Origin of the sequence: Kitasatospora sp. NPDC050463 (assembly GCF_040655255.1) — a bacterium.
Lineage (GTDB): Bacteria > Actinomycetota > Actinomycetes > Streptomycetales > Streptomycetaceae > Kitasatospora.
The window spans coordinates 36,296-55,896 of record NZ_JBFAJO010000002.1 but is presented as its reverse complement, the minus strand read 5'-3'; the positions used below and the strand labels follow the sequence as shown (position 1 = coordinate 55,896).

Genomic DNA, 19,601 nt, shown 5'->3' with positions numbered 1-19,601 from the left:
CCGGTCGGCGGTGGCGGTCGTGTCCGGGGGCGGTCAGGCCGTCCGGCCGGAGAGCACGGCCTGGGGGAGGAACCCGGCCCGGGTGGCCCACGACAGGGCGGCGGACCACCACTGCGGGGTCGGTGCGGCGAAGCGCACTCCGGCCCGGTCGAGCACGGACGCGGTGTAGGAGCTGTCGACGACGATGTTGCGGTCGTCGAGCTGGGACCAGGCCGAGGCCAGTCTGGCCGCGGTGGGGTGCGTCCGTTCGACGCGGGTCAGGGCCTCGGCGAAGGTGTCGTCGTCGGTCAGCACGATCGGGTAGCCGTACTCCGCGAGCCAGCCGACGAGCTCGTCGTGGGGCACCTGGTACGGCGTCTCGACGTGGTAGACACCGGGCGCGGCGTACGGGTCCGTCGCGATCGCGGCGATCCCCGCGGCCACGGTGTCCACGTGCGAGAACGCGAAGGCCGTCGCCGGCCGGTGCGGCGCCGCACCGGCCAGGACGTAGCCGCGGACGAGCTGGTAGATCCGGTTGTCGCCGATGTTGCGCTGGAACGCGCCGGTGCGGCTGTGCGCCGCGATGTGACCGCTGCGGTGGACGAACCACGGACGGCCGGTGGCCGCCCAGGCCCGGACGGTCTCCTCGGCGCCGAACTTCGCCCGCTCGTAAGGGGTCCGGAAGCTCTGGCCGATCCGCAGGTCGGCCTCGCTGAACCGGCGGGGGGAGCCGTCGACGCGGCCGGCGACGGCCAGGGTCGAGACGTGGTGGAAGGCGGCCCCGGGAGCCTCGGCGTCGACCCAGGCCAGCAGTCGCCGGACCGCGGCGTGGTTGGTCCGCTCCAACTCGGCGGGTGCCGCCACCAGCCGGACGTCCGCGGCGGCGTGGACGACCACCTGGGCGCCGCGGGCGCGGGCGAGGCCGTGGCGGGAGAGCCCGAGGCCCTCCCGGTCGATGTCCCCGGCGACCGCCTCGACCACGCCGGTGCCGAGCCGGTCGCCGAGCGCGCTGCCGGGTCCGGTGCCGAATCCACTGCCGAGCGCGGTGCCGAGCCGTCGGGCCGCGTCGGCGTCGTGCTCCGCGCGCACCAGGCAGGTGACCCGCGCCCCCCGTGCGACGAACTCGGTGAGCAGGTGCCTGCCGAGGTAGCCGGTGGCCCCCGTGAGGAGGACGCGGGCGGGTTCGCGCACCTGCCACCGGGCCGGGCCGGGGGGTGTCCGGTGGCCGGGGTGCAGCACCTGGCCGGAGGTCGACAGCGGCGTCCTGGCAGCGGGCGGGGCCGCCACCCCGGCCGCGTCCGCCACGTCCCGGGCGAAGGCGGCGACGATGCCCCGCGCACTCTCGTCGGACAACGCCGGCCGGCTGTACACCAGGTCGGCCACCAGCCGCTCCTCGACGATGCGCGCGGTGAGCCGGAGCCGGTAGAGCGGATCGCCGCCGGCGCAACGGGCGGTACCGGCCTGCTCCCGCGCGACGGACCACCCGAGCGCGGGATCGTCCGGCAACCGGAACGTCCCGAGGAAGTTGAAGCCGGTCTCGGGGCGCGGGCCGGTCACGTCCATCGGCAACAGGGGTGCCTCCCGAACGCGGCGCCCGACCTCGCGGGCCCGCTCGGCCGGCGTGGGGCGGCTCGCACCGGCACCGCCGCCGTGCCGCTCCGCGGTGTCGAGGGCCACCCACTTCACGGCCGTGAACCACCCGACGGTGTCGAGGTGATCGCCGTCGGCGCCCGTGACGTCGCGGCCGTGCGTCTCGACCTCCACCGCCAGCCGGGACTGCCCGCTCCAGCTCGACGTGGCCTCGGCGAAGGCCGACAGCAGGAGCGCTTCGAGCCCCTGCCCCCGCCCGTGCCGAGCGACGAGCCGGGCGGTCGCGGCGCGGTCGAGGGCCCAGGTGACGGCCGCCGCCTCGCTGCCGGTCGGGTCGGCCGCGGGCAGCCGCGGTGCGTCCACCCCCGGCGCAGTGGACGCCGGTGGCGACGCGGCGGCCCACTCGTAGAAGTCGGCCGTCGGCGGGAGGTCGGCCGGCCGCCCGGACTTCGCCGCCCGGTACGCACGGGCGAGGTCGTCGAGCAGGATGCGCCAGGAGAGGCCGTCGACCGCCAGGTGGTGCACGATCACCGCCAGCCGGTCGTCGACGCCCGGCGGGCCGGTGAAGAGGTGGACCCGGATCAGCCGCCCGGCGGCGGGGTCGAGGCTGCGGTGCAGTGCGGTACAGACCCGGTCGACCGTCTCCGCCAACTGCCCGGCCTGCCGCGGGATCGTGGAGAACGTCACCACGTCCAGGTCGCCGGTGGGCCGCGGTTCGCCGGGACCGTCGGGCAGGACGGGCTGCCGCAGGGCGGGATGGCGCCGGAGCAGGCCCTCGACGGCCGTCGAGAGCGCCCCCGGGTCGACGGCCACCGCGCAGCGCAGCAGCACGGACTGGTTCCAGTGCCGGAGGTCGTCGAGGGGCTGGCGGAACAGCCACCGCTGGGCCGGCGCGAGCCCGCGCTCCCGGGGGCGCGCCGCCGCGGGCACCGGCAGCGCCTCCTCCCGCACGGCACGGGCGGCGGCGGCCAGCAGGGTCGGGGTCGGGTGCTGGTAGAAGTCCTCGAACACGATGCGGAACCCGGCGCGGCGCACCAGCGCCACCGTCCGCATGGCGAGGATCGAGTCTCCGCCGAGGCTCACCACGTCGGCGTGCGGGCTGAGGTGCGGCAGGCCGAGCGCGCTCGCCCAGAGCTGCGCGACGGCGCGGGCCAACCCCGGGGCGGTCCGCGCCGGGGAGTCCTCGCGGCCCGTTCGCGGGTGTCGCGCCCGCTCCTCGACGACCCCGCCGATGACGGCGTCCAGGCGGGTGTGGTCGAGCTTCCCGTTCGGCCCGATCGGGAACTCCGTCACCGGGACGATCACCTGGGGGACGGAGTAGCCGGGCAGCCGGTGGTGCAGGTGGGAGCGGAGGGCGTCCACCGCCGGGGTGACGGCGCAGCCGTCCGCGATCCTGACGGCGGAGCGCAGTTGGACGCCCGCGGGGGTGTCCCGCGCGATCACCACGGAGCGGACGACGGCCGGGGACTCCTCGATCACCCGCTCGACCTCGGCGAGGTCGACCCGGAAGCCCCGGACCTTGACCTGACGGTCCGACCGGCCGAGGAAGACCAGGTTCCCGTCGGGCCGGCGGCGGCACACGTCACCCGTACGGTACATCCGGACCGGGGCCGCCCCCTCCTGCTCGTGTCGGACGAAACGGCGGGCGGTCTCGTCCGGGCGGCCGAAGTAGCCGGCGCTGACGCCCTCCCCGCCGATGAGGAGTTCGCCCGGCTCGCCGTCGGGGACGGGACGGCCCGTCCGCGGGTCGAGCAGCCGGAGGACGACCTCGCCGATCCCGGTACCTATTGGGACTGTCGCCTCGTCGGCCGGCAGGTCGCCCGCCGTCGCGGCGAGGAAGCAGGTGGCGCCGACGGTCGTCTCCGTCGGGCCGTAGTGGTTGACCACCCGGTCCGCGACGCCGTCGTCGAGCAGGGCGGCGGCCAGCGTCCGCGGCAGGGGCTCGCCGCCCAGCAGCACGGTGTGCAGGGCGGGAGCCGTGGCGGGCCGCTCGTCCAGCAGGGCCGTCAGGTGCGACGGTGTGGTCTTCAGCACCGACACCCCCGCGCCGTGCAGCGACGCCCAGAAGGAGCGGGGGTCACGTGTCGCGTGATCGGGGACGACGTGGACCGAACCCGCGGTCGCGAGCGCGAGCAGCCAGGAGGTGTGGCCCAGGTCGGCCGCCAGCGTGGTGACGTGGGCGACGCACGGGGCGTGGGCGACGGTCAGGCCCAGCCGGTCACCCAGCGACCGGGCGTAGTGCAGCGCGTTGGCGTGGGTGACGGCGACGGCCTTGGGCTCGCCCGCCGAACCCGAGGTGAAGGAGAGGTAGGCCGGCTCCGCGTCCGCCCCCGCCGCGGCGGCGCGTGGCCCGGGAAGGCCGGCGACGGTCGGCGAGACGGGCCCGGCGCCGGTGCCGGGGTCGACGTCGGTGTCGGCGTCGGTGTCGGTGTCGGTGTCGACCACCAGGGCCCGGTACGGCTCCGGCACCGGTGCCGAGGCGTCCGTCGTCAGCACGCAGGCGACCCCGACCGCGTCGAGCCGCCTGCGGACGTCCGGCCCCGACCACTGCGGGTCGACCACCACCGCGGTGGCGCCCGACCGCAGGACACCGTGCAGCAGCGCGAGCAACCGGGCGTCCCGGGGACCGACCAGGGCCACCCGGGCTCCGCCGCCGACGCCCGCCCCGCGCAGCAGGCCGGCGACCCGGCCGGCCACGGCGTCGAGGCGGCGGTAGTCGAACGAGCGCGTCCCGTCGCTCAGGGCGGTCCGCCGCGGGTGGGCGAGGGCGTTGCGCGTCAACAGATCGGTCAGTGACGGGACGGGCCGTGTCGCGGGCATCACGTGTGTTCGTCTCCGGTTCGTGCGGGCGGGGTCGGTGCGGGCGGGCGGCGTCATGAGGTTCGGTCCGCGGTCCGGACGCGGGTCCGGACGTCACCTGCGACGAACGCGTCCAGCCACTCCCCGCGCGGGAGGCGCCGGGCCAGTTCCCAGGCGACCATGCGGTGCAGGCCGTCGAGGTGGATGAGCCCCTCCCTGACGAGGAGGTCCGAGTAGTCGGAGTGCGGCACCGGGGCGGTGCTGAGGTACACCGGGGTGAGCGGCGCCTGTTTCAGGAGTGCCAGCTTCGCCGCGCACACCGGGTTCGCCCCGGCCCACGTCCGCCCGCCGGCCCGGACGCGGTCCACGGCCTGGCGCACCGTCAGCCCGGAGCGCGGGACGAGTTCGATCCCGCCGCCCTCGCTGAGGTGCCAGGGCAGGACGACGCCGAGGACCTCGGTCCGCGCGAGCCGGACCCGCCACCAGCTGCCGAGCAGCTCGTCGGCGCGCCGGAGGTTCTCCTCACCGTCCTGGTTGGTGTTCGCCTCGTGCGCCTGCTCGGCGCTGTGGTTGCGCAGGTAGACCGAGCGGACCTCGGCGAACGTGGCCGAGCCGAGAACCTCCACACCGATACCCTTCACGTCGTCTTCGTGTACTCGGTGAAATGCCGGTCCGCGAACAGCTCCGGCCACTGCTCCCCGCCGAGCTCCAGTTCCCTCGCCCGCGCCAGCATGCGCCGCCAGAAGGGCTTCACCGGCCGCCAGCGCGCTCCCACCTGGCAGTACGACGCGTCCACGAAGTACCGGGGGCGGTCGCCCCCTCCGGGAGCCGGCCGGCGGGCATGGAACAGCGCCGAGTTGAGCAGCACCGTGGACCCGGGCGGCAGCCGGTCGATGACGACCTCGCCCGGCAGTTCGGCGGTGCCCAGGTGGGCGAGCGCGGTCTTGCCGGCGGGCTCGCGGTGGGAGCCGGGCAGCACCGCGAGACTGCCGACGGTCTCGTCCAGGCCGCCGAGGTAGTGCAGCGCGTGCACCATCAGCAGGGACGGCTCCGAGCGGTCGTTGGGCTCGTAGTCGTGGTGCCAGGGCTTTCCGGTGACCCCCGGGCGCTGTCTGTCGCTGTGCAGGTGGTGGAAGACGAACGGTGCGCCCATGAGGTCGGAGAGCAGGCGCATCAGGACGGGGTGGGTGAGCAGCTCACCGTGGCCCGGCAGCTCCAGTTCCAGCACCGGGGGCGCGTCATGCGTGTCCGGATCGACGCAGCTGGCTATCGAGCGGGCCCGCAGACCGTCGTCGACCCAGCGGTCCACTTCGGACACGAGCCGGTTCCGGAAGGACGTCGGGAGCAACCCCGGAAGGACCAGATACCCCGATGCGGCGAACTGTTCCCGCTCTGCGGCGCCGAGGGCCTCGTGCTCTTCAAGAGACAGCGGCACTATGACAATTCACCCTTTCCCACAACGCTGACGCGTTGTTCGCTGCCGACCCCAGGCGACTCAGGCGCCACAGAGGGAAGTGGACTGATCACTTTCGGTGAGATTATGCGTGTTGGAGTCTGCGGGGCCGAGATCAACCCTCACAAGACCCTTGGCGGATTCGAGGTCTCGTTCCGGCCACCGGGTCGCCCGCGCCCTTCCCTTCGTCCACCCACGGTGCCTGCCCGGTACGCCGTCCGGCCCACCGGAGGGCGCCTGCGCAGGCCAGTGGCGGCGCGCCGCCGACGGGTGGGGGCGTTTCTGCGTGGCGGCCGAAACCGACAAGGGGGAGTCAGCCGACCTTTCGGTCGTAAGTGGTCAAAGTGGTTCTCGCCTCACGCACCCCGGGAGAACGGACATTCGACACCAGGTGAAGATTGGACCTCTGAGCGGCGGGATCAACGGTGGCCCGCCCCCTGCCCTTCCGCCCCTCCCGCCCTCGGCGGAAGTCCGGCGCGGTGATCGGCCCCCACGCCGGACTGGGCCGAGATCCGATGGCCGGACCGGAGCGGGCATATGCCACCCGAGCAGCGGTTTCCACGGTGCTGCGGCCGGGCGGCGCGCGGGATTCAGGGTCTGACGGGGCAGATCGCCTCGGCCACCGCGCGCAGGTCGTCGTTCAGCTGGTGGTCGCGCCCGGGCAGCCGGTGCAGCTGGGCCTGCGGAATCGCGCGGGCATAGAGGTCGGCGTGGGACGGTGGTGCCGTCTCGTCGTCGAGTCCGTGGAACACGTGCACCGGCACGTCGCGCGGCAGCCTCGCGCCGAGGTCGCCGGGCAGCTCGAACTCCTCGCCCGGCCAGCCGCCCCGGCCGACGAACGGGGCGGCGATCAGCACGATCGCCGCGAGAGTGCGCTCCGGCGGCTGCTCGGCGAGGGCGTGGACGAGGATCGTCCCGCCCACCGAGTGGCCGGCCACGACCGCGCCGTCCGCCAGGTCCGCCAGCTCGCGCCGGATCGCCCGGCCCCACTGGGCGTAACCCGGCTCGCCCTCGTCGGGCATCCGCGGGTAGCGGACCTCGTACCCGCCCCCGAGCGCTCGCCGCAGGCTGTCGACCAGCTTGTCGTCCCAGTCGTCGTGCGTGCCCGCGCCGCCGCCCTGGATGAACAGGATCTGCTGAGCCGCTGCCATGGCGATCGTCCTCCGCATCCTCGTCACGGCCCCGTCCGGCACCCGCCGCCGGCTGCCGGTGTCCACCTTGGCGGACGGAGGCGCGGGTGACCGAGCGCCACACCCATCGCTCCGCCGCCCTGCTTCGGCGACCTGCTCCGCCGACCTGTTCCGGCGACCTGCTCCGCCGACCTGTTCCGCCGACCTGTTCGGGCGACCTGCTTCGCCGACCGGCCGGGCGTGCGCCGGGTGTGTCAGCCGAGGGTCGGGTAGTCCGTGTAGCCCGTCTCGCCGCCCACGTACATCAGGTGCGCGTCCCGGATCGGGTTGAGCGGGGCTCCGGTGCGCAGCCGGGTGACCAGGTCCGGGTTGGCCAGGAACGCACGGCCGAGGGAGATCAGGTCGGCGCCCGCGTCCAGGAGGCGCTCGGCGGCGGCGCGGCCGCCGTCGGCGGGCAGGGGGCCGGGCCAGGGCAGGGACGGGTTCGCGATCAGCGGGCCGGACCAGGCCTTGCGCAGGGTGTGGAACAGCGGCTGGTCGGGGTCGGCGAAGACGACGTGCAGATAGGCGAGGCCCAGGCCGTCGAGTTCGCCCAGGAGCGCCGGGTAGACCTCGTCGACGTCGTCCTCCGCCATGGCGTTGGCGGTGACGCCGGGAGCGATGCGCACCCCGACCCGGTCGGCGCCGATCGCCTCGACGACCGCGCGGACCACCTCGACGGTGAAACGGATGCGGTGGGCGACCGCCCCGCCGTAGCCGTCGGTGCGGTGGTTGGTGTGGCGGGAGAGGAACTGGTGGAGCAGGTACCCGTTCGCGGCGTGGACCTCGACCCCCGCGAAGCCCGCGTCCACCGCGCGGCGGGCCGCGGCGGCGAAGTCGGCCACGGTGGCGTGGATCTCCTGCTCGGTCATCTCGCGCGGCACGACGTTCTCCCGGTGCCCGGACGGGGTGACGATCGTGCCGGGCAGCGGCACCGCCGACGGGGCGACCGGGTGGTGCCCGCTGGTTTCGGGGTGGCCGACCCGCCCGCCGTGCTGCAGCTGGAGGAACATCTGCCCGCCGGCGGCCCGGACGGCGTCGGTGACGCGGCGCCACCCGGCCACGTGCGACTCGTCGTGGATCGCCGGGATGTCGGGGTAGGTGGCGCCCACCGCGTTCGGTGTGGTGGCCTCCGCGATGATCAGCCCGGCCGATGCGCGCTGGGCGTAGTACGTGGCCGTGATCGGTTCCGGTACGCCGGTGGCGCTCGCGCGGTTGCGCGTCATCGGGGCCATCACCAGGCGATTCGCGAGCCGCAGGGCGCCGAGCCGGGCGGGCCGGAACAGCGGGGAGTCCGGGCCGGCCGACTCGGTGTCGAAGCCCGCCGGAACCGTGGCGTTCGTGCTCATGATCGTGCTCCTTGGTGGTCCGTGGTGGTGTCGTCGGGGCCCTGCGGCCCGCTGATCAGACGATCCCGCCGCCCGCTTCGGCTCTGCTGATGCTCTGCTGACGGTCCACCGGCAGCCCGTCCGGCCAGCGGATGATCACCCTGTGTAGGGTGTGGCCCATGAGGTTCGGGGTGCTCGGTCCGCTGGCCGTGTGGGACGCCGACGGTGTCCCCGTGCGGGTGCCCGAGACCAAGGTGCGGGCCCTGCTGGCCGACCTCCTGCTGCACGAGGGCCGACCGGTGTCGCCCGACCGCCTCGTCGACGACATCTGGGGCGACACCGCGCCCGCCAATCCCGCCAACGCGCTCCAGGCCAAGGTCTCCCAACTGCGCCGGGCGATCGGCCGTGACCGGGTGACCCACCACCCGGCCGGGTACCGGCTCCGACTCGACGACGACACCACCCAGGTCGACGCGGCCGGCTTCCGGGCACTCGCCGCACGGGCCCGGAGCGAGACCGACGCGCGCTCCCGGGCGGCCGTGTTCACACGGGCGCTGGAGCTGTGGCGCGGACACCCGTACGCCGACTTCGCCGACGAGGAGTTCGTCCGCCCGGCCGCGCAGCGGCTGGCCGAGGAACGGCTCGCCGTCGTCGAGGAACTGGTGGAGGCACGGCTGGAGTTCGCCGATCCGCTGCTGCTCGGTGAGCTGGCCGAACTGGTGGACCGCCACCCCCTGCGCGAACGGCTGCGCGCCGTACAGATGCGGGCGCTGTACCGGGCCGGCCGGCAGAGCGAGGCGGTCGCCGCGTACGGCGAACTGCGGGCATTGCTCGTCGACGAGCTGGGCCTCGACCCGAGCCCCGCACTGGCGGCGTTGCACGAGGCGATCCTGCGGCAGGACACCGCCCTCCTGCCCGTGGCCGCGCCGCAGGTCCCGCCGGTCCCGGCCCGCTCGCCCGTCGGATCCCCGGCCGCGGCCGCCGACCGGGACCGGCACCCGGGTGCGTTCCGGCAGTCGAACCTGCCCGTCCCGCGGACCACGCTCGTCGGGCGCGGCCCCGCGCTGGACGCCCTCGCCCGTCTCGTCCGCGCCGAGCGCCTGGTCACGCTGACCGGCCCCGGCGGGGTGGGCAAGACCCGGCTCGCCCTGGCCCTCGCGCGCCGCCTCGCGGACGACCCCGGGGGCGGCGCGCCGGACGGCGTGCAGCTCGTCGAGCTCGCGGCCCTACCCGCCGATGCCGCCGACCTCGCCCAGGCGGTGGCCGCGTCGCTCGGCATCCGCCCGGCCGCCGTACCGGCCGCGCCCCCGGCCGCCCTCCTGCCCGCGCTGGCGGCGGCCCTGCGCGGGCGCCGGGCCCTGCTCGTCCTCGACAACTGCGAGCACGTGATCGACTCCGCCGCCGACCTCGTCGCGACGCTGCTGGACACCGCGTCGGAGCTGCGCATCCTCGCCACCAGCCGGGAGTCGCTGCGACTGCCCGGCGAGGCGGTGTTCCCCGTCGCTCCGCTGGACCCGGTCGCCGCCGCGCGGCTGTTCACCGAACGGGCCGCCGCGGCGGCGCCCGGGTTCGCCGCGCCCGCCGGGGACGGGGCCGGGGACGCCGGGGCGCCGGACGCCGGGACGCCGGACGCCGGGACGCCGGACGACGGGACGCGGGCTGCCATTGCGGAGATCTGCCACCGGCTGGACGGCATTCCACTCGCCCTGGAACTCGCGGCCACCCGGGTGCGGGCCATGGGCGTGCGGGAGCTGGCGGCTCGCATCGACGACCGGTTCCGGGTGCTCGGTTCCGGGCAGCGGGGCCTTCCGGCCCGGCAGCAGACCCTGCGCGCGGTGATCGACTGGAGCTGGGAGCTGCTCACCCCGCCGGAACAGACCGTCCTGCGGCGGCTGGCCGTCCCGCCCGGCGGCTGCTCGCTGCAAGCGGCCGAGGCGGTGTGCGCGGGAGACGGCATCGCCGGTGACGCCGTCCTGGACCTGGTCGGGCGCCTGGTCGACCGTTCGCTCGTCGAGGCCGCGCACACCGGCGACGGCCCGCGCTACGGCCTGCTCGAATCGGTGGCCGCCTACGCCCGCGACCGGCTCCACGAGGCGGGTGAGCACCCGGCCACCGCGGCTCGTCACGCCGCGTTCCGCGACGTGGCCGAACACGCCGAGGCCCACCTGCGCGGGCCGGGACAACGCCTCCAACTCGCCTGTCTGGACGCCGAGTCCACCAACATCCGAGCCGCGCTCGACCACCTTCTGCGCACCGGGGACCGGCACGGCGCCGCCCGCGTGGCCGCCGCCCTGTGCCCCTGGTGGCTGCTGCGCGGTCGTCTCCACGAGGCCCGCCGCGCCCTCGCCACCGTCCTGGAGGCCGCCGCCCACACGCCGGCCACCGCGCCCGCCTCCGCTTCCTCCTCTGCGTCTGCCGCTGCCGCTGCCCCCGTGTCCGCCTCCGTCGCCGCCGAACTCCGGCTTCTGCACGACGCGTTCGCCATGCTGACCGGCCACCGGCCAGCCGAGCGGGACTGCCCCGAAGCGGACATCGCCGACCCCGTCCGGCGCGGCCGGGCGCTGTGGCTGTTCGCCCACGGCCTCCACCACGCGGGCGACCCGGTCGCGGCGCACGCCGTCGGCACCCGCGCCCTGGACCACTGCGCCTCCGCGGGTGACCGCTGGGGCGCCGCCGCCGCCCGCGCCCTGCTGGCCCGGACCGCGCTGGCCGCCGGCGACCTCGCGGCAGCCCGTCGTGACGGCCGTTCCGCCGCCGCGGCCTTCCGCGAACTCGGGGACGGGTGGGGCGAGTTGCAGACGGTGCCGGTCCTCGCCGCGCTCGCCGAGATCGAGGGTGAGTACGCCGACGCCGAAGCCCGCCACGGCGTCGGGCTGCGCCTCGCCGAGCAGCTCGGTCTGGCCGTGGAGGCCTCCGCCTGCCTCGCGGGTCTGGGCCGCCTCGCGCTCCTCGCCGGCGACTGGGAGCGGTCCCGGTTGCTCCACGAGCGGGCCCGCCGTGCGGCCGCCGAGCAGGGCCACCTCTTCGGCGAGGTGCTCGCGGTCATGGGCCTCGCCCTGGGCGCACGGCGCGCCGGCGACCTCGACGACGCGGAACGCCACCTCCGGGCGATGCGTGACGACTACCCGTCGTCGACCGCGGGAAGGCACCTGATCGAGGTGGAACTCGGCTTCGTCGCCGAACTGCGCGGCCTGCCCGCGCAGGCCGCCGCCCACCAGGCACGCGCTCTGGCCCACGCCCGGCAGCTGGCCGAGCCGCGGGCCCTCGCCCTCTCCCTGGAAGGCACCGCCGGCGCGGCCGCGGCCACCGGCGGCGCCTCGGCACTCAACCGTGCGGCGCTGCTCCTCGGCGCCGCCGACGCCGCCCGCCGAAGTGCCGGTGCACCACTCCCGCCCGGTGAACGCGCCGACGTGGACCGGATCGCCTCCACGGTCCGCGCGGCCCTCGGCGCGGCCCACTTCGCCACCGTCTTCGAGCAGGGTGCCTCGCTCCCGCTCCCGGTCGCGGTCCGTACCGCCGCCGAGTCCTGAGCCGGACACGGCGGCCGGTTCCACGGCGGTCCCTCCGGTGGCTCCGGCCGCTCCGATGCGCGGCAGCCGGTGGTTCCGGACGGCACCGGCACCAAGCCCCTGACGACCCTGCGCCCGCCGAGGGCCTGGCTGTGCTCCATGAACTCAACCCGATCATCCGGGGCTGGGCGGCCTACTTCCGGAGTGCGGTGTCCAGCCGCGTGTTCCACGCGCTGGACGCCCATGGGTCCGCAGGTCGCCGGCGAGCCGCTCGCGGAGATCGAGACCTGCGGCTGGGCCTTGCTCCTCCACAAGATGCCGATACCCCGACCGGCTGGCCGCGCAGCATCACGGACGAGTTCCGCCGTGTACTGCCGGCCGGCCTGGGGCGCGGGTCAGTGTGCCGACGCGCGCAAGTTGTCACCGATGACGCCGAACGACCTGGGCGAGGCTGCGGTAGGAAGCACAGTGGTTGACGCCGTTTGCGCGGGATAGTTGTCACCTGCGGCCAGTGCTCAGCCTTTCTGTCACCTGCCGGCGGGACGCGGGCTGTCCCGCCGGGGCGGGACAGCCCGGTGTGTCGTCAGGTGGTGCGACCGTTCTGCCCGGCGATCTGGGTGACGGTGAAGTGGACGAACTCGGCCCGTCAGGATTCGGGGCGAGCTGGCGCTCAGGCACCGTCGGGGACGCTGTGCGGGGTGCAGCCGTGGCCGGTCGCCCCGACGCGGCCGATTCCGGGCCGGTCGAGGTGGGCTCCGGCTTCACCACTCCGGGTCACGCGCTGCGTCACGTGCGAGGGCCAGGTTGGCCCGCACGGCCAGCGTGGTCGGGTGGGTGTCGCCGAGGATCTGCTCGCACTGGCTGAGGGCGGTCTCGAACAGGGGGACGGCACGGTGCGGGTCGCCTGCCGCGTAGTAGGTCAGTGCGACGTTGTTGCGGCTTTTCAGGGTGTCGGGGTGGTTGTTGCCGAGAACCTGTTCGCGCTGGCTGAGGACGGTCCTGAGCAGAGGGGTGGCACGGTCCGGGTCGCCCGCTGCCTGGTAGGCGCCGGCGAGGTTGTCTCGGAAGTTCAGGGTGAAGGGGTGGGTGTCGCCGAGTGCTTGCTCGAAGTGGGCGAGCACGTTCTCGTGCAGGGGGATGGCACGGTCCAGGTCGCCCGCCGCCTGGTAGGCGGCGGCGAGGTTGCCCAGGCTGATGAGGGTGTCGGGGTGGTTGTTGCCGAGGACCCGCTCGCGCTGGACGAGGGTGGTTTCGTACAGGGGGATGGCGCGGTCCAGGTCGCCCGCCGTGTGGTAGCCGAGTGCGAGGTTGGCTCGGCTGTTCAGAGTGTCGGGGTGGGTGTCGCCGAGGACCCGCTCGAACTGGGTGAGGCTGGTCTCCAACAGGGGGATGGCACGGTCCAGGTCGCCCGCCGAGTGGTAGGCGAACGCGAGGTTGGCTCGGCACTTCAGGGTGTGGGGGTGGGTGTCGCCGAGCGCTTGCTCGAAGTGGGCGAGCACGTTTTCGTGCAGGGGGATGGCACGGTCCGGGTGGCCCGCCGCCTGGTAGGCGCCGGCGAGGTTGTCCAGGGTGATGAGGGTGTCGGGGTGGTTGTTGCCGAGGACCCGCTCGCGCTGGACGAGGGTGGTTTCGTACAGGGGGATGGCGCGGTCCAGGTCGCCCGCCTCCTGATAGGCGGAAGCGAGGTTGCCTCGGCAGCCCAGGGTGTGGGGGTGGGTGTCGCCGAGGACCCGCTCGAACTGGGCGAGGGTGGTCTCCAGCAGGGAGACCGCACGGTCCGGGTCGCCCGCCGCCTGGTAGGCGAGCGCGAGGTTGTTGCGGTTGTCCAGGGTGTGGGGGTGGGTGTCACCGAGGGTCCGCTCGGACTGGCTGAGGGTGGTCTCGAACAGGGGGATGGCGCGGTCCAGGTCGCCCGCCGCCTGGTAGGCGATCGCGAGGTTGTTGCGGCTGTCCAGGGTGTCGCGGTGAGTGTCGCCGAGGACCCGCTCGCGCTGGCTGAGGGTGGTTTCGTACAGGGGGATGGCGCGGTCCAGGTCGCCCGCCTCCTGATAGGCGGAAGCAAGGGCGCCTCGGCAGCTCAGGGTGTCGGGGTGGGTGTCGCCGAGGTCCCGCTCGCACCGGGCAAGGGCGGCCTGTTGGAGCGGGATGGTGTCGGAGGCGGTGACCGTCGCGCCCACGGCGGAGTGAGCGGACAGGAGGGCGGCGATCTCGGCCCGTAGGTCGGCGTCCTTGCGCAGGGGTCGCTTCAGCACCTTCCGCAACGCGGCCTGAGCGTCTGCGTCCTCAGGGTCCTCCGTAAGGCCCTCAAGCGCTGCCGCCAGCGCGGCCGGCTTGGGTGTGTGGCGGCAGCGCGATACGGCTTGGAGGATGCGGCGGCCGAGGTCGGCGGTGGCGTCCGCGGCGGGATCCTCCGCCCGGGCCAGGACAGTCCCGCCGTAGGCCCGTGCCGCGGCGGTCAGGAATGGGCCGGCCTGCTCCAGCAACCGGACGACTTCCGCACTCATCCTCGTCCCCCCTCGGGTTGACCACACCTGCGACAAGAGCCTTTTGACAGATCGTAGGGGAGTGGGCGGACCAGTTCAGGTGTTCGACTCAAACCGCTGGGCGGTCCGCGGACCTGCCGCGCGGGCTACGCAGGTCGAATCCCGCACCGGAGCGGCCCGGGGCGGGGGCTCGCCCGGGCGGTGCCGCCGCCCCGGTGCCCGTGACGACCGGTGGAACTGCCCGAAAGGGCCTCGGCCGGCCGCTCCGCTTGGCCGACCGGACGGCCAGGTGGTCGAATCGCTGCATGCGTCCCGGCCGAACGGCCCGGACGGCGACCGTTGCGGCCACTCATCCACCAGGGAGAGGCATGTCCCTTCTGTCCCACCATCGCAGGACCGCCGTCGGCATCGTGGCCCTCACCACGCTGGCGGTCTCCTGCGGCGTGGCCACCGCCGGCAGCTCCGCCGCCGTGACGGGCAAGGTCCTGTGGACCCCGAGCACCGGCAAGGGCCCGTCCTCCTTCGCCGGCGTCCAGTGCGCGTCGGGCGACTTCGGCGTCGTCAAGGACCCCGCCAAGGGCAGTGTGTGGCGGGCGTTCCAGGCCGCGGGGGAGGAGCGCTGCGAGACGCTCGGCCCGGACCTGAAGGAGGGCTCCACCTTCTACCTCGGCTGGTCGTCCAAGGTGGACATCAAGGACTCGAACAGCCGCTACGTCTTCCAGCTCAAGTGCTCGCCGAGCACCGACACGGCGAACCACCCGATCGAGATCGACGCGACGACCGGGCGCATCCGCCTCCAGGAGTGGGACACCGACCACGTCGCGCACCCGCTGTGGACCGCGCCGACCGCCAACAACCAGTGGCACTCCTACGCGCTGAAGATCCGTCTGGGCCGCACCGACGGCACCATCGACTTCTGGTTCGACGGCGTGAAGCAGACCTTCACCACCGGCTCGGGCACCTTCAAGGGCACCACCTGGGACGGCGACCGCAACTACCTCAAGTGGGGCTCCTACCACCCCTCCTCGGGGAACGCGACGAACACCTTCACCAGTCCGGTCATGGCGACCACCCTGGAGGCGGCCACCGCCGGCTCGTGAGGGCCGGGTGGACCGGCCGGGCGGATTGTCAAGCGCGCACCGGAGCCGTCCGTTCGGCAGTAGCCTCGGCATCGGTGAACGACTGCTGTGGAACGGCGAATTGGGGGCGACGGTGGCCGAAGGGGAGTCCGGGGCCGGGGGTGACGGCGGGGCCGGCAAGGACGGCTGTCCGCTGCACGAACGCGAGGTCGAGATCCGGTCGGCCCGGCGGGCGGTCGGGGCGCTCACCCGGCCCGCCGGCGCCGGAACCGGGGAGCTGCTGGTGTACTCCGGCGCGGCCGGGCTGGGCAAGACCGCGGTGCTGACCGAGGTGCGACGGGAGGCGCGACGCGCGGGCTGCACGGTGCTGTTCGCCCGGGGCGGGGAGCGGCAGCGCCACGAGCCGTTCCGCGTGGTGCGCCAGCTGGTGCAGCCGGTGCTGGCGGGTCTGTCCGATGAGGAACGGGCGCAGGTGTTCGGGCCCTGGGAGGACATCGTCGGTCCGGCGGTCGGGCTGCTGCCGCCCGGAGGGCAGCCCGACCCGCAGGGCGTCCGGGACGGGCTGGACTTCGTGCTCACCCGCCTCGTGCAGCGGCGCCCGCCGGTGGCCGTGATCGTCGACGACCTGCACTGGGCCGATCCGGAGTCCCTCGGCTGGCTGGCGGGCTTCGCCGTGCGTGCACGCGAGCTGCCGGCCCTGCTGGTGCTCGCCTGCCGCGACGAGTTCCCCGACGACGCCCTGGCGCTGCAGCGCGGCCTCGTCGGCCGGGCCGACCGGCGGCACGAACTGCGGCCGCTCCAGCCGGCCTCGGTCGCGCACCTGGTCCGGGCCGCCCTGGGCGCGGAGGCGGAGGACGCCTTCTGCCGCCACGTCTGGGCGGTCACCGCCGGCAACCCGTACGAGACCACCGCCCTGCTGCGCGAGGTGGTCGACCAGCGACTCGACCCCGTCGAGGAGAGCGCCGGCCAGCTGCGCGAACTCGCCGCCGGAGCCCGGGGGATGACGCTGCGGCACTGGCTGGACAAGATCGGCCCGACCACGCTCCGGTTCGCCTGGGCGGCGTCCATGCTGGGCACCGACATCCGCCCGGACCTCGCCGCCGTCGTCTGCGCCCAGGGACCGGAGACCGCCGCCGAGTCCGTCCGGGAGCTGCGCCGGCACGGGGTGCTGACCGGCACGCCGGGCGGCCGGCTGGAGTTCGTCCACCCGCTGATCGCCACCTCCGTCTACCAGTCGATGCCGCAAGCCACCCGGACCGGGATGCACGGCGTCGCCGCCGTCGAGACCGAGAACGCCGGCCTCGGCCTGCTGACGGCGTCCCGGCACCTGCTCGAAACCCTGCCCGAGGGGGACGGCGAGATCGTCGACAAGCTGCGCCGGGCGGCCCGCGAGCACCTGGCCATCGGCGCGCCCGAGGCGGCCCAGCGCTGCCTGCGCCGCGCCATCAGTGAACCGCCCGCCGCTGAGGACCGGGCCGCGGTGCTCTACGAACTCGGCTGCTCGGCCCTGCTCACCGACCCGGCGACCACGGTCAACCAGCTGCGCCTGGCGCTCGCCGACCCGTACGGCCTCGGCCCCGAGCTCCGGGTGGACGCGGTCTTCCGGCTGGCCCAGGCCCTCGCCCACAGCAACCGGCTCGGCGAGGCCGCCGCGGTGTGTGCCGAGGAGGCCGCCCGGACCCTCCCGGGCCCGGGCCGGCTGCGCCTGGAGGTCGCCCACTTCATGTTCGCCGCGTTCCAGTCCGAGGACGAGGACGGTCCGGGCCGCTCCCGGCGGCTCGCGGAGTTCGGCCGGATGCTCGAAACGGTCGGTCTGGCCTTCAGCGACACCGAAACGGTCGGCCCGGCCTCCACCGACATCGATTCCGGCACCGGCACCGGCGCGGCCGGCGGGCCGAGCCCGGACCAGGCCATGTTCGAACAGAACGGTCTGGCCCACGCGGTGGCCGTGCTGCGCTGCTGGGACCTCACGCTGCGCGGCGCGGACCGCGAGGAGGCGATCGCCCTGGCCGAGTCCGCGCTGCCGGGCGGCCGGCTGCCCCGCAGTCTCGGCTGGACCAACACCACCTGGGGTTTCGAGCTGCCCGGCATCCTCGGTATCAGCTACCTCTACGCCGACCGGGTCGACCGGGCCGAGGAGCTGTTCACCGAGGCGGTTCGCGCGTACGAGGTCGCCGGGTGGAGCGGCGGCCACCTCGGCTTCGCCTACCTGCTGACCGGCATGCTCCGGTTCCGCTGCGGCGCCCTGGTGGAGGCGGAGGACTACCTGCGCCGCGCCCTGCGGATCGCCGGGCGGATAGGGCCGGGCGTCCCGCTGCACTGGGACGCGGTCGGGGCGCTGGCCGAGACCCTGGCCGCGCGCGGCCGCCTGCCGGAGGCCCTTGAGCTGACCCGCGAGCACGCCTTCGGCCCGCCGTACCCGACGGTGATGGTGCTGCCCGACGCCCCCACGCTGTACGGCCGACTCCTGCTGGCCCGGGGCGACGCGCCCGGCGCGGCCGCGACGCTGGCCGCCGCCGGCGCGGCCCTGGACGCGCGCGGGTGGCGCAACACGGTGTGGGCGCCGTGGCTCGGGCACCTGGCGCGCGCGGTCGCCCCCGACCAGCCGGACCGGGCCCGCGACCTCGCCGGGGAGGCCGTTCGCCGGGCCCGGGAGTCCGGGACGGACTCGGCTGTCGGCAGCGCCCTTCGGCTCAGCGCGGCGGTGCACGACCGGCCACGCGCGGCCGAGCTGCTGGCGCAGGCCGTCCGGCACCTGGAGCGGTCACCCGCCCGCTACGAGCACGCGATCGCCCTGGTCGACCTGGGAGAGGCGCTGGGCACCGGCCCGGCCGCCCGCACCGCGCTGGCCGACGGGCTGGAGCTGGCCGCGCACTGCGGCGCCGACGGGTTGGCAGCCCGGGCGGGGGACCTCCTGCGCGGGGGCGCGGCAGGCTGAGGCGGTGACGACCGCATCTGGGTGCCGGGCCGCCGGCGCCGCAGTGGCGGCGGCGGCCCGGAGGGGCTAGAGCAGGTGGTCGGCCTTGCCCGCCTTGATGTCCAGGATGAGGGTGCGCAGGGCAGCCCTGGAGTCGGTGATGGCCCGGTCCTCCTGGCCCTTGACGGCGATGTAGGCGTTGCCGTCGGCGTCGGTGCCGAGGCGGAAGCATGAGTTGCCCTCGCCGCAGAAGGGGTCTTCCCAGGTGATGGTGGGCATCGAACGTCTCCTTACAGTTGGTTGGCGATCTCGCGGATGAAGTCACGGGATCGTTGTGGGGTCAGCGCCAGGTCTTCCAACCGATCAAGCTGGGCGCGGTATTTCGTCAGCTGGCCTTCTGCCTCCAGGAACTCGGGGCCATGTGCCCTGTCCACCTGAACCGTGTCGAGCTGCGGCACCGGCCCCTCCGCGTAGAGGACGGTGTGCCCGGCGCCCGGAAAGGCCCCGTGCTCGAACGGAACGACGCGAAGCGTGACGTTGTCCCGTTCGGATGCGTCGAGCAGGTACTCCAGTTGGGCGTGCATGCCCTTGCGGCCGCCGAACTGCATCCGCAGAGCCGCTTCGTGCACAACGGCGACATAGTCGGGCGGATCGTCACCGGTGAGCACTTGCCGGCGTTCCGTCCGATGAGCGAGTCGCAGGCCGACCTCGTGCTCGGGCAGCGGCGGGAACACTGCCCGGAATACGGCGAGAGCGTGGTCCGAGGTCTGCAACAGCCCTGGAATGTGGACGGTGTCGGTGGTACGGAGTCGCTTCGCGCGTGCTTCGAGCTCGGCGATGTCCAGCAGCCCCTGGGGCAGACTGCCGCGATACCGTTCCCACCAGCCCTTGTCCCCGGGTTGCGCCATTTCGACCAGGGCATCGATGTACTTCTGGTCTGCGCAGTGGCAGTTGTGGGCCAGGGTGCGCAAGCGCTCGGTGGTGATCGGCCGCAGGCCCGACTCCATGTTGGAGATCTTGCCGCGATCGACGCCGAGCAGCCCCGCCGCGTACTCGGCACTCATGCCTGCCGAGGTCCGGATCTTTCGCAGCTCGCTCCCCAACCGCTTCTGACGTTCAGTGAGAGACATCCTGGGAGTCATGCCGTTCCTTCCGTGCGACGTGGGATGCAGTCTGCCGCCCGCAAGGACCAACCCACTACCCGGGGTTAGATTGTCAGGGAGCTCGGCAAATTTACCCCGCAGTGCGGTACTCTCGGTGTTGCAAGGATCACACTCGGCAATGTCCGGAAGTGC

Annotated in this window: 12 protein-coding genes; 4 read left to right on the top strand and 8 right to left on the bottom strand. The window is 74.4% G+C overall.

Annotation, left to right across the window (positions count from 1 at the left end; genetic code table 11):
* Nucleotides 1-33: 33 nt before the first annotated feature.
* From AB0J08_RS01945 to AB0J08_RS01925, 5 genes are all read right to left on the bottom strand, one after another.
* A complete protein-coding gene (locus AB0J08_RS01945; protein WP_360625301.1) occupies nt 34-4,350 on the bottom strand; it encodes an amino acid adenylation domain-containing protein in 4,317 nt (1,438 codons plus the stop codon).
* Nucleotides 4,351-4,442: 92 nt separating this feature from the next.
* Nucleotides 4,443-5,009 (bottom strand): DUF6309 family protein, encoded by a 567-nt coding sequence (locus AB0J08_RS01940; RefSeq protein WP_360625298.1) that lies wholly within the window; start codon nt 5,007-5,009, stop codon nt 4,443-4,445.
* Nucleotides 5,006-5,731, bottom strand: a complete 726-nt coding sequence (locus AB0J08_RS01935; protein WP_360625759.1) for a phytanoyl-CoA dioxygenase family protein — start codon at nt 5,729-5,731, stop codon at nt 5,006-5,008. Before AB0J08_RS01935 ends, AB0J08_RS01940 begins: the two co-directional genes overlap by 4 nt.
* A 680-nt stretch (nt 5,732-6,411) precedes the next feature.
* On the bottom strand, nt 6,412-6,972 hold the full coding sequence (locus AB0J08_RS01930) for an alpha/beta fold hydrolase (RefSeq protein ID WP_360625295.1): 561 nt from the start codon (nt 6,970-6,972) through the stop codon (nt 6,412-6,414).
* 233 nt (nt 6,973-7,205) lie between these two features.
* Complete coding sequence (locus AB0J08_RS01925; RefSeq protein ID WP_360625292.1) at nt 7,206-8,339, bottom strand: alkene reductase; 1,134 nt, start codon at nt 8,337-8,339, stop codon at nt 7,206-7,208.
* A 158-nt stretch (nt 8,340-8,497) separates the two neighbouring features.
* Between AB0J08_RS01925 and AB0J08_RS01920 the strand changes: the two genes are divergently transcribed.
* Both AB0J08_RS01920 and AB0J08_RS01915 read left to right on the top strand, forming a co-directional pair.
* Nucleotides 8,498-11,848 (top strand): BTAD domain-containing putative transcriptional regulator, encoded by a 3,351-nt coding sequence (locus tag AB0J08_RS01920; protein WP_360625289.1) that lies wholly within the window; start codon nt 8,498-8,500, stop codon nt 11,846-11,848.
* Nucleotides 11,849-11,979: 131 nt separating this feature from the next.
* On the top strand, nt 11,980-12,303 hold the full coding sequence (locus tag AB0J08_RS01915) for a group II intron maturase-specific domain-containing protein (protein WP_360625286.1): 324 nt from the start codon (nt 11,980-11,982) through the stop codon (nt 12,301-12,303).
* 285 nt (nt 12,304-12,588) lie between these two features.
* Here AB0J08_RS01915 and AB0J08_RS01910 read toward each other — a convergent pair whose 3' ends face one another.
* Complete coding sequence (locus AB0J08_RS01910) at nt 12,589-14,331, bottom strand: tetratricopeptide repeat protein (protein WP_360625283.1); 1,743 nt, start codon at nt 14,329-14,331, stop codon at nt 12,589-12,591.
* A 347-nt stretch (nt 14,332-14,678) separates the two neighbouring features.
* Between AB0J08_RS01910 and AB0J08_RS01905 the strand changes: the two genes are divergently transcribed.
* Complete coding sequence (locus tag AB0J08_RS01905; RefSeq protein WP_360625280.1) at nt 14,679-15,410, top strand: heparin lyase I family protein; 732 nt, start codon at nt 14,679-14,681, stop codon at nt 15,408-15,410.
* A 112-nt stretch (nt 15,411-15,522) separates the two neighbouring features.
* On the top strand, nt 15,523-18,327 hold the full coding sequence (locus AB0J08_RS01900; RefSeq protein ID WP_360625277.1) for an AAA family ATPase: 2,805 nt from the start codon (nt 15,523-15,525) through the stop codon (nt 18,325-18,327).
* Nucleotides 18,328-18,393: 66 nt separating this feature from the next.
* Here AB0J08_RS01900 and AB0J08_RS01895 read toward each other — a convergent pair whose 3' ends face one another.
* Nucleotides 18,394-18,585, bottom strand: a complete 192-nt coding sequence (locus AB0J08_RS01895) for a hypothetical protein (protein WP_360625274.1) — start codon at nt 18,583-18,585, stop codon at nt 18,394-18,396.
* Nucleotides 18,586-18,596: 11 nt separating this feature from the next.
* A complete protein-coding gene (locus tag AB0J08_RS01890; RefSeq protein ID WP_360625271.1) occupies nt 18,597-19,448 on the bottom strand; it encodes a helix-turn-helix transcriptional regulator in 852 nt (283 codons plus the stop codon).
* Nucleotides 19,449-19,601 lie beyond the last annotated feature (153 nt).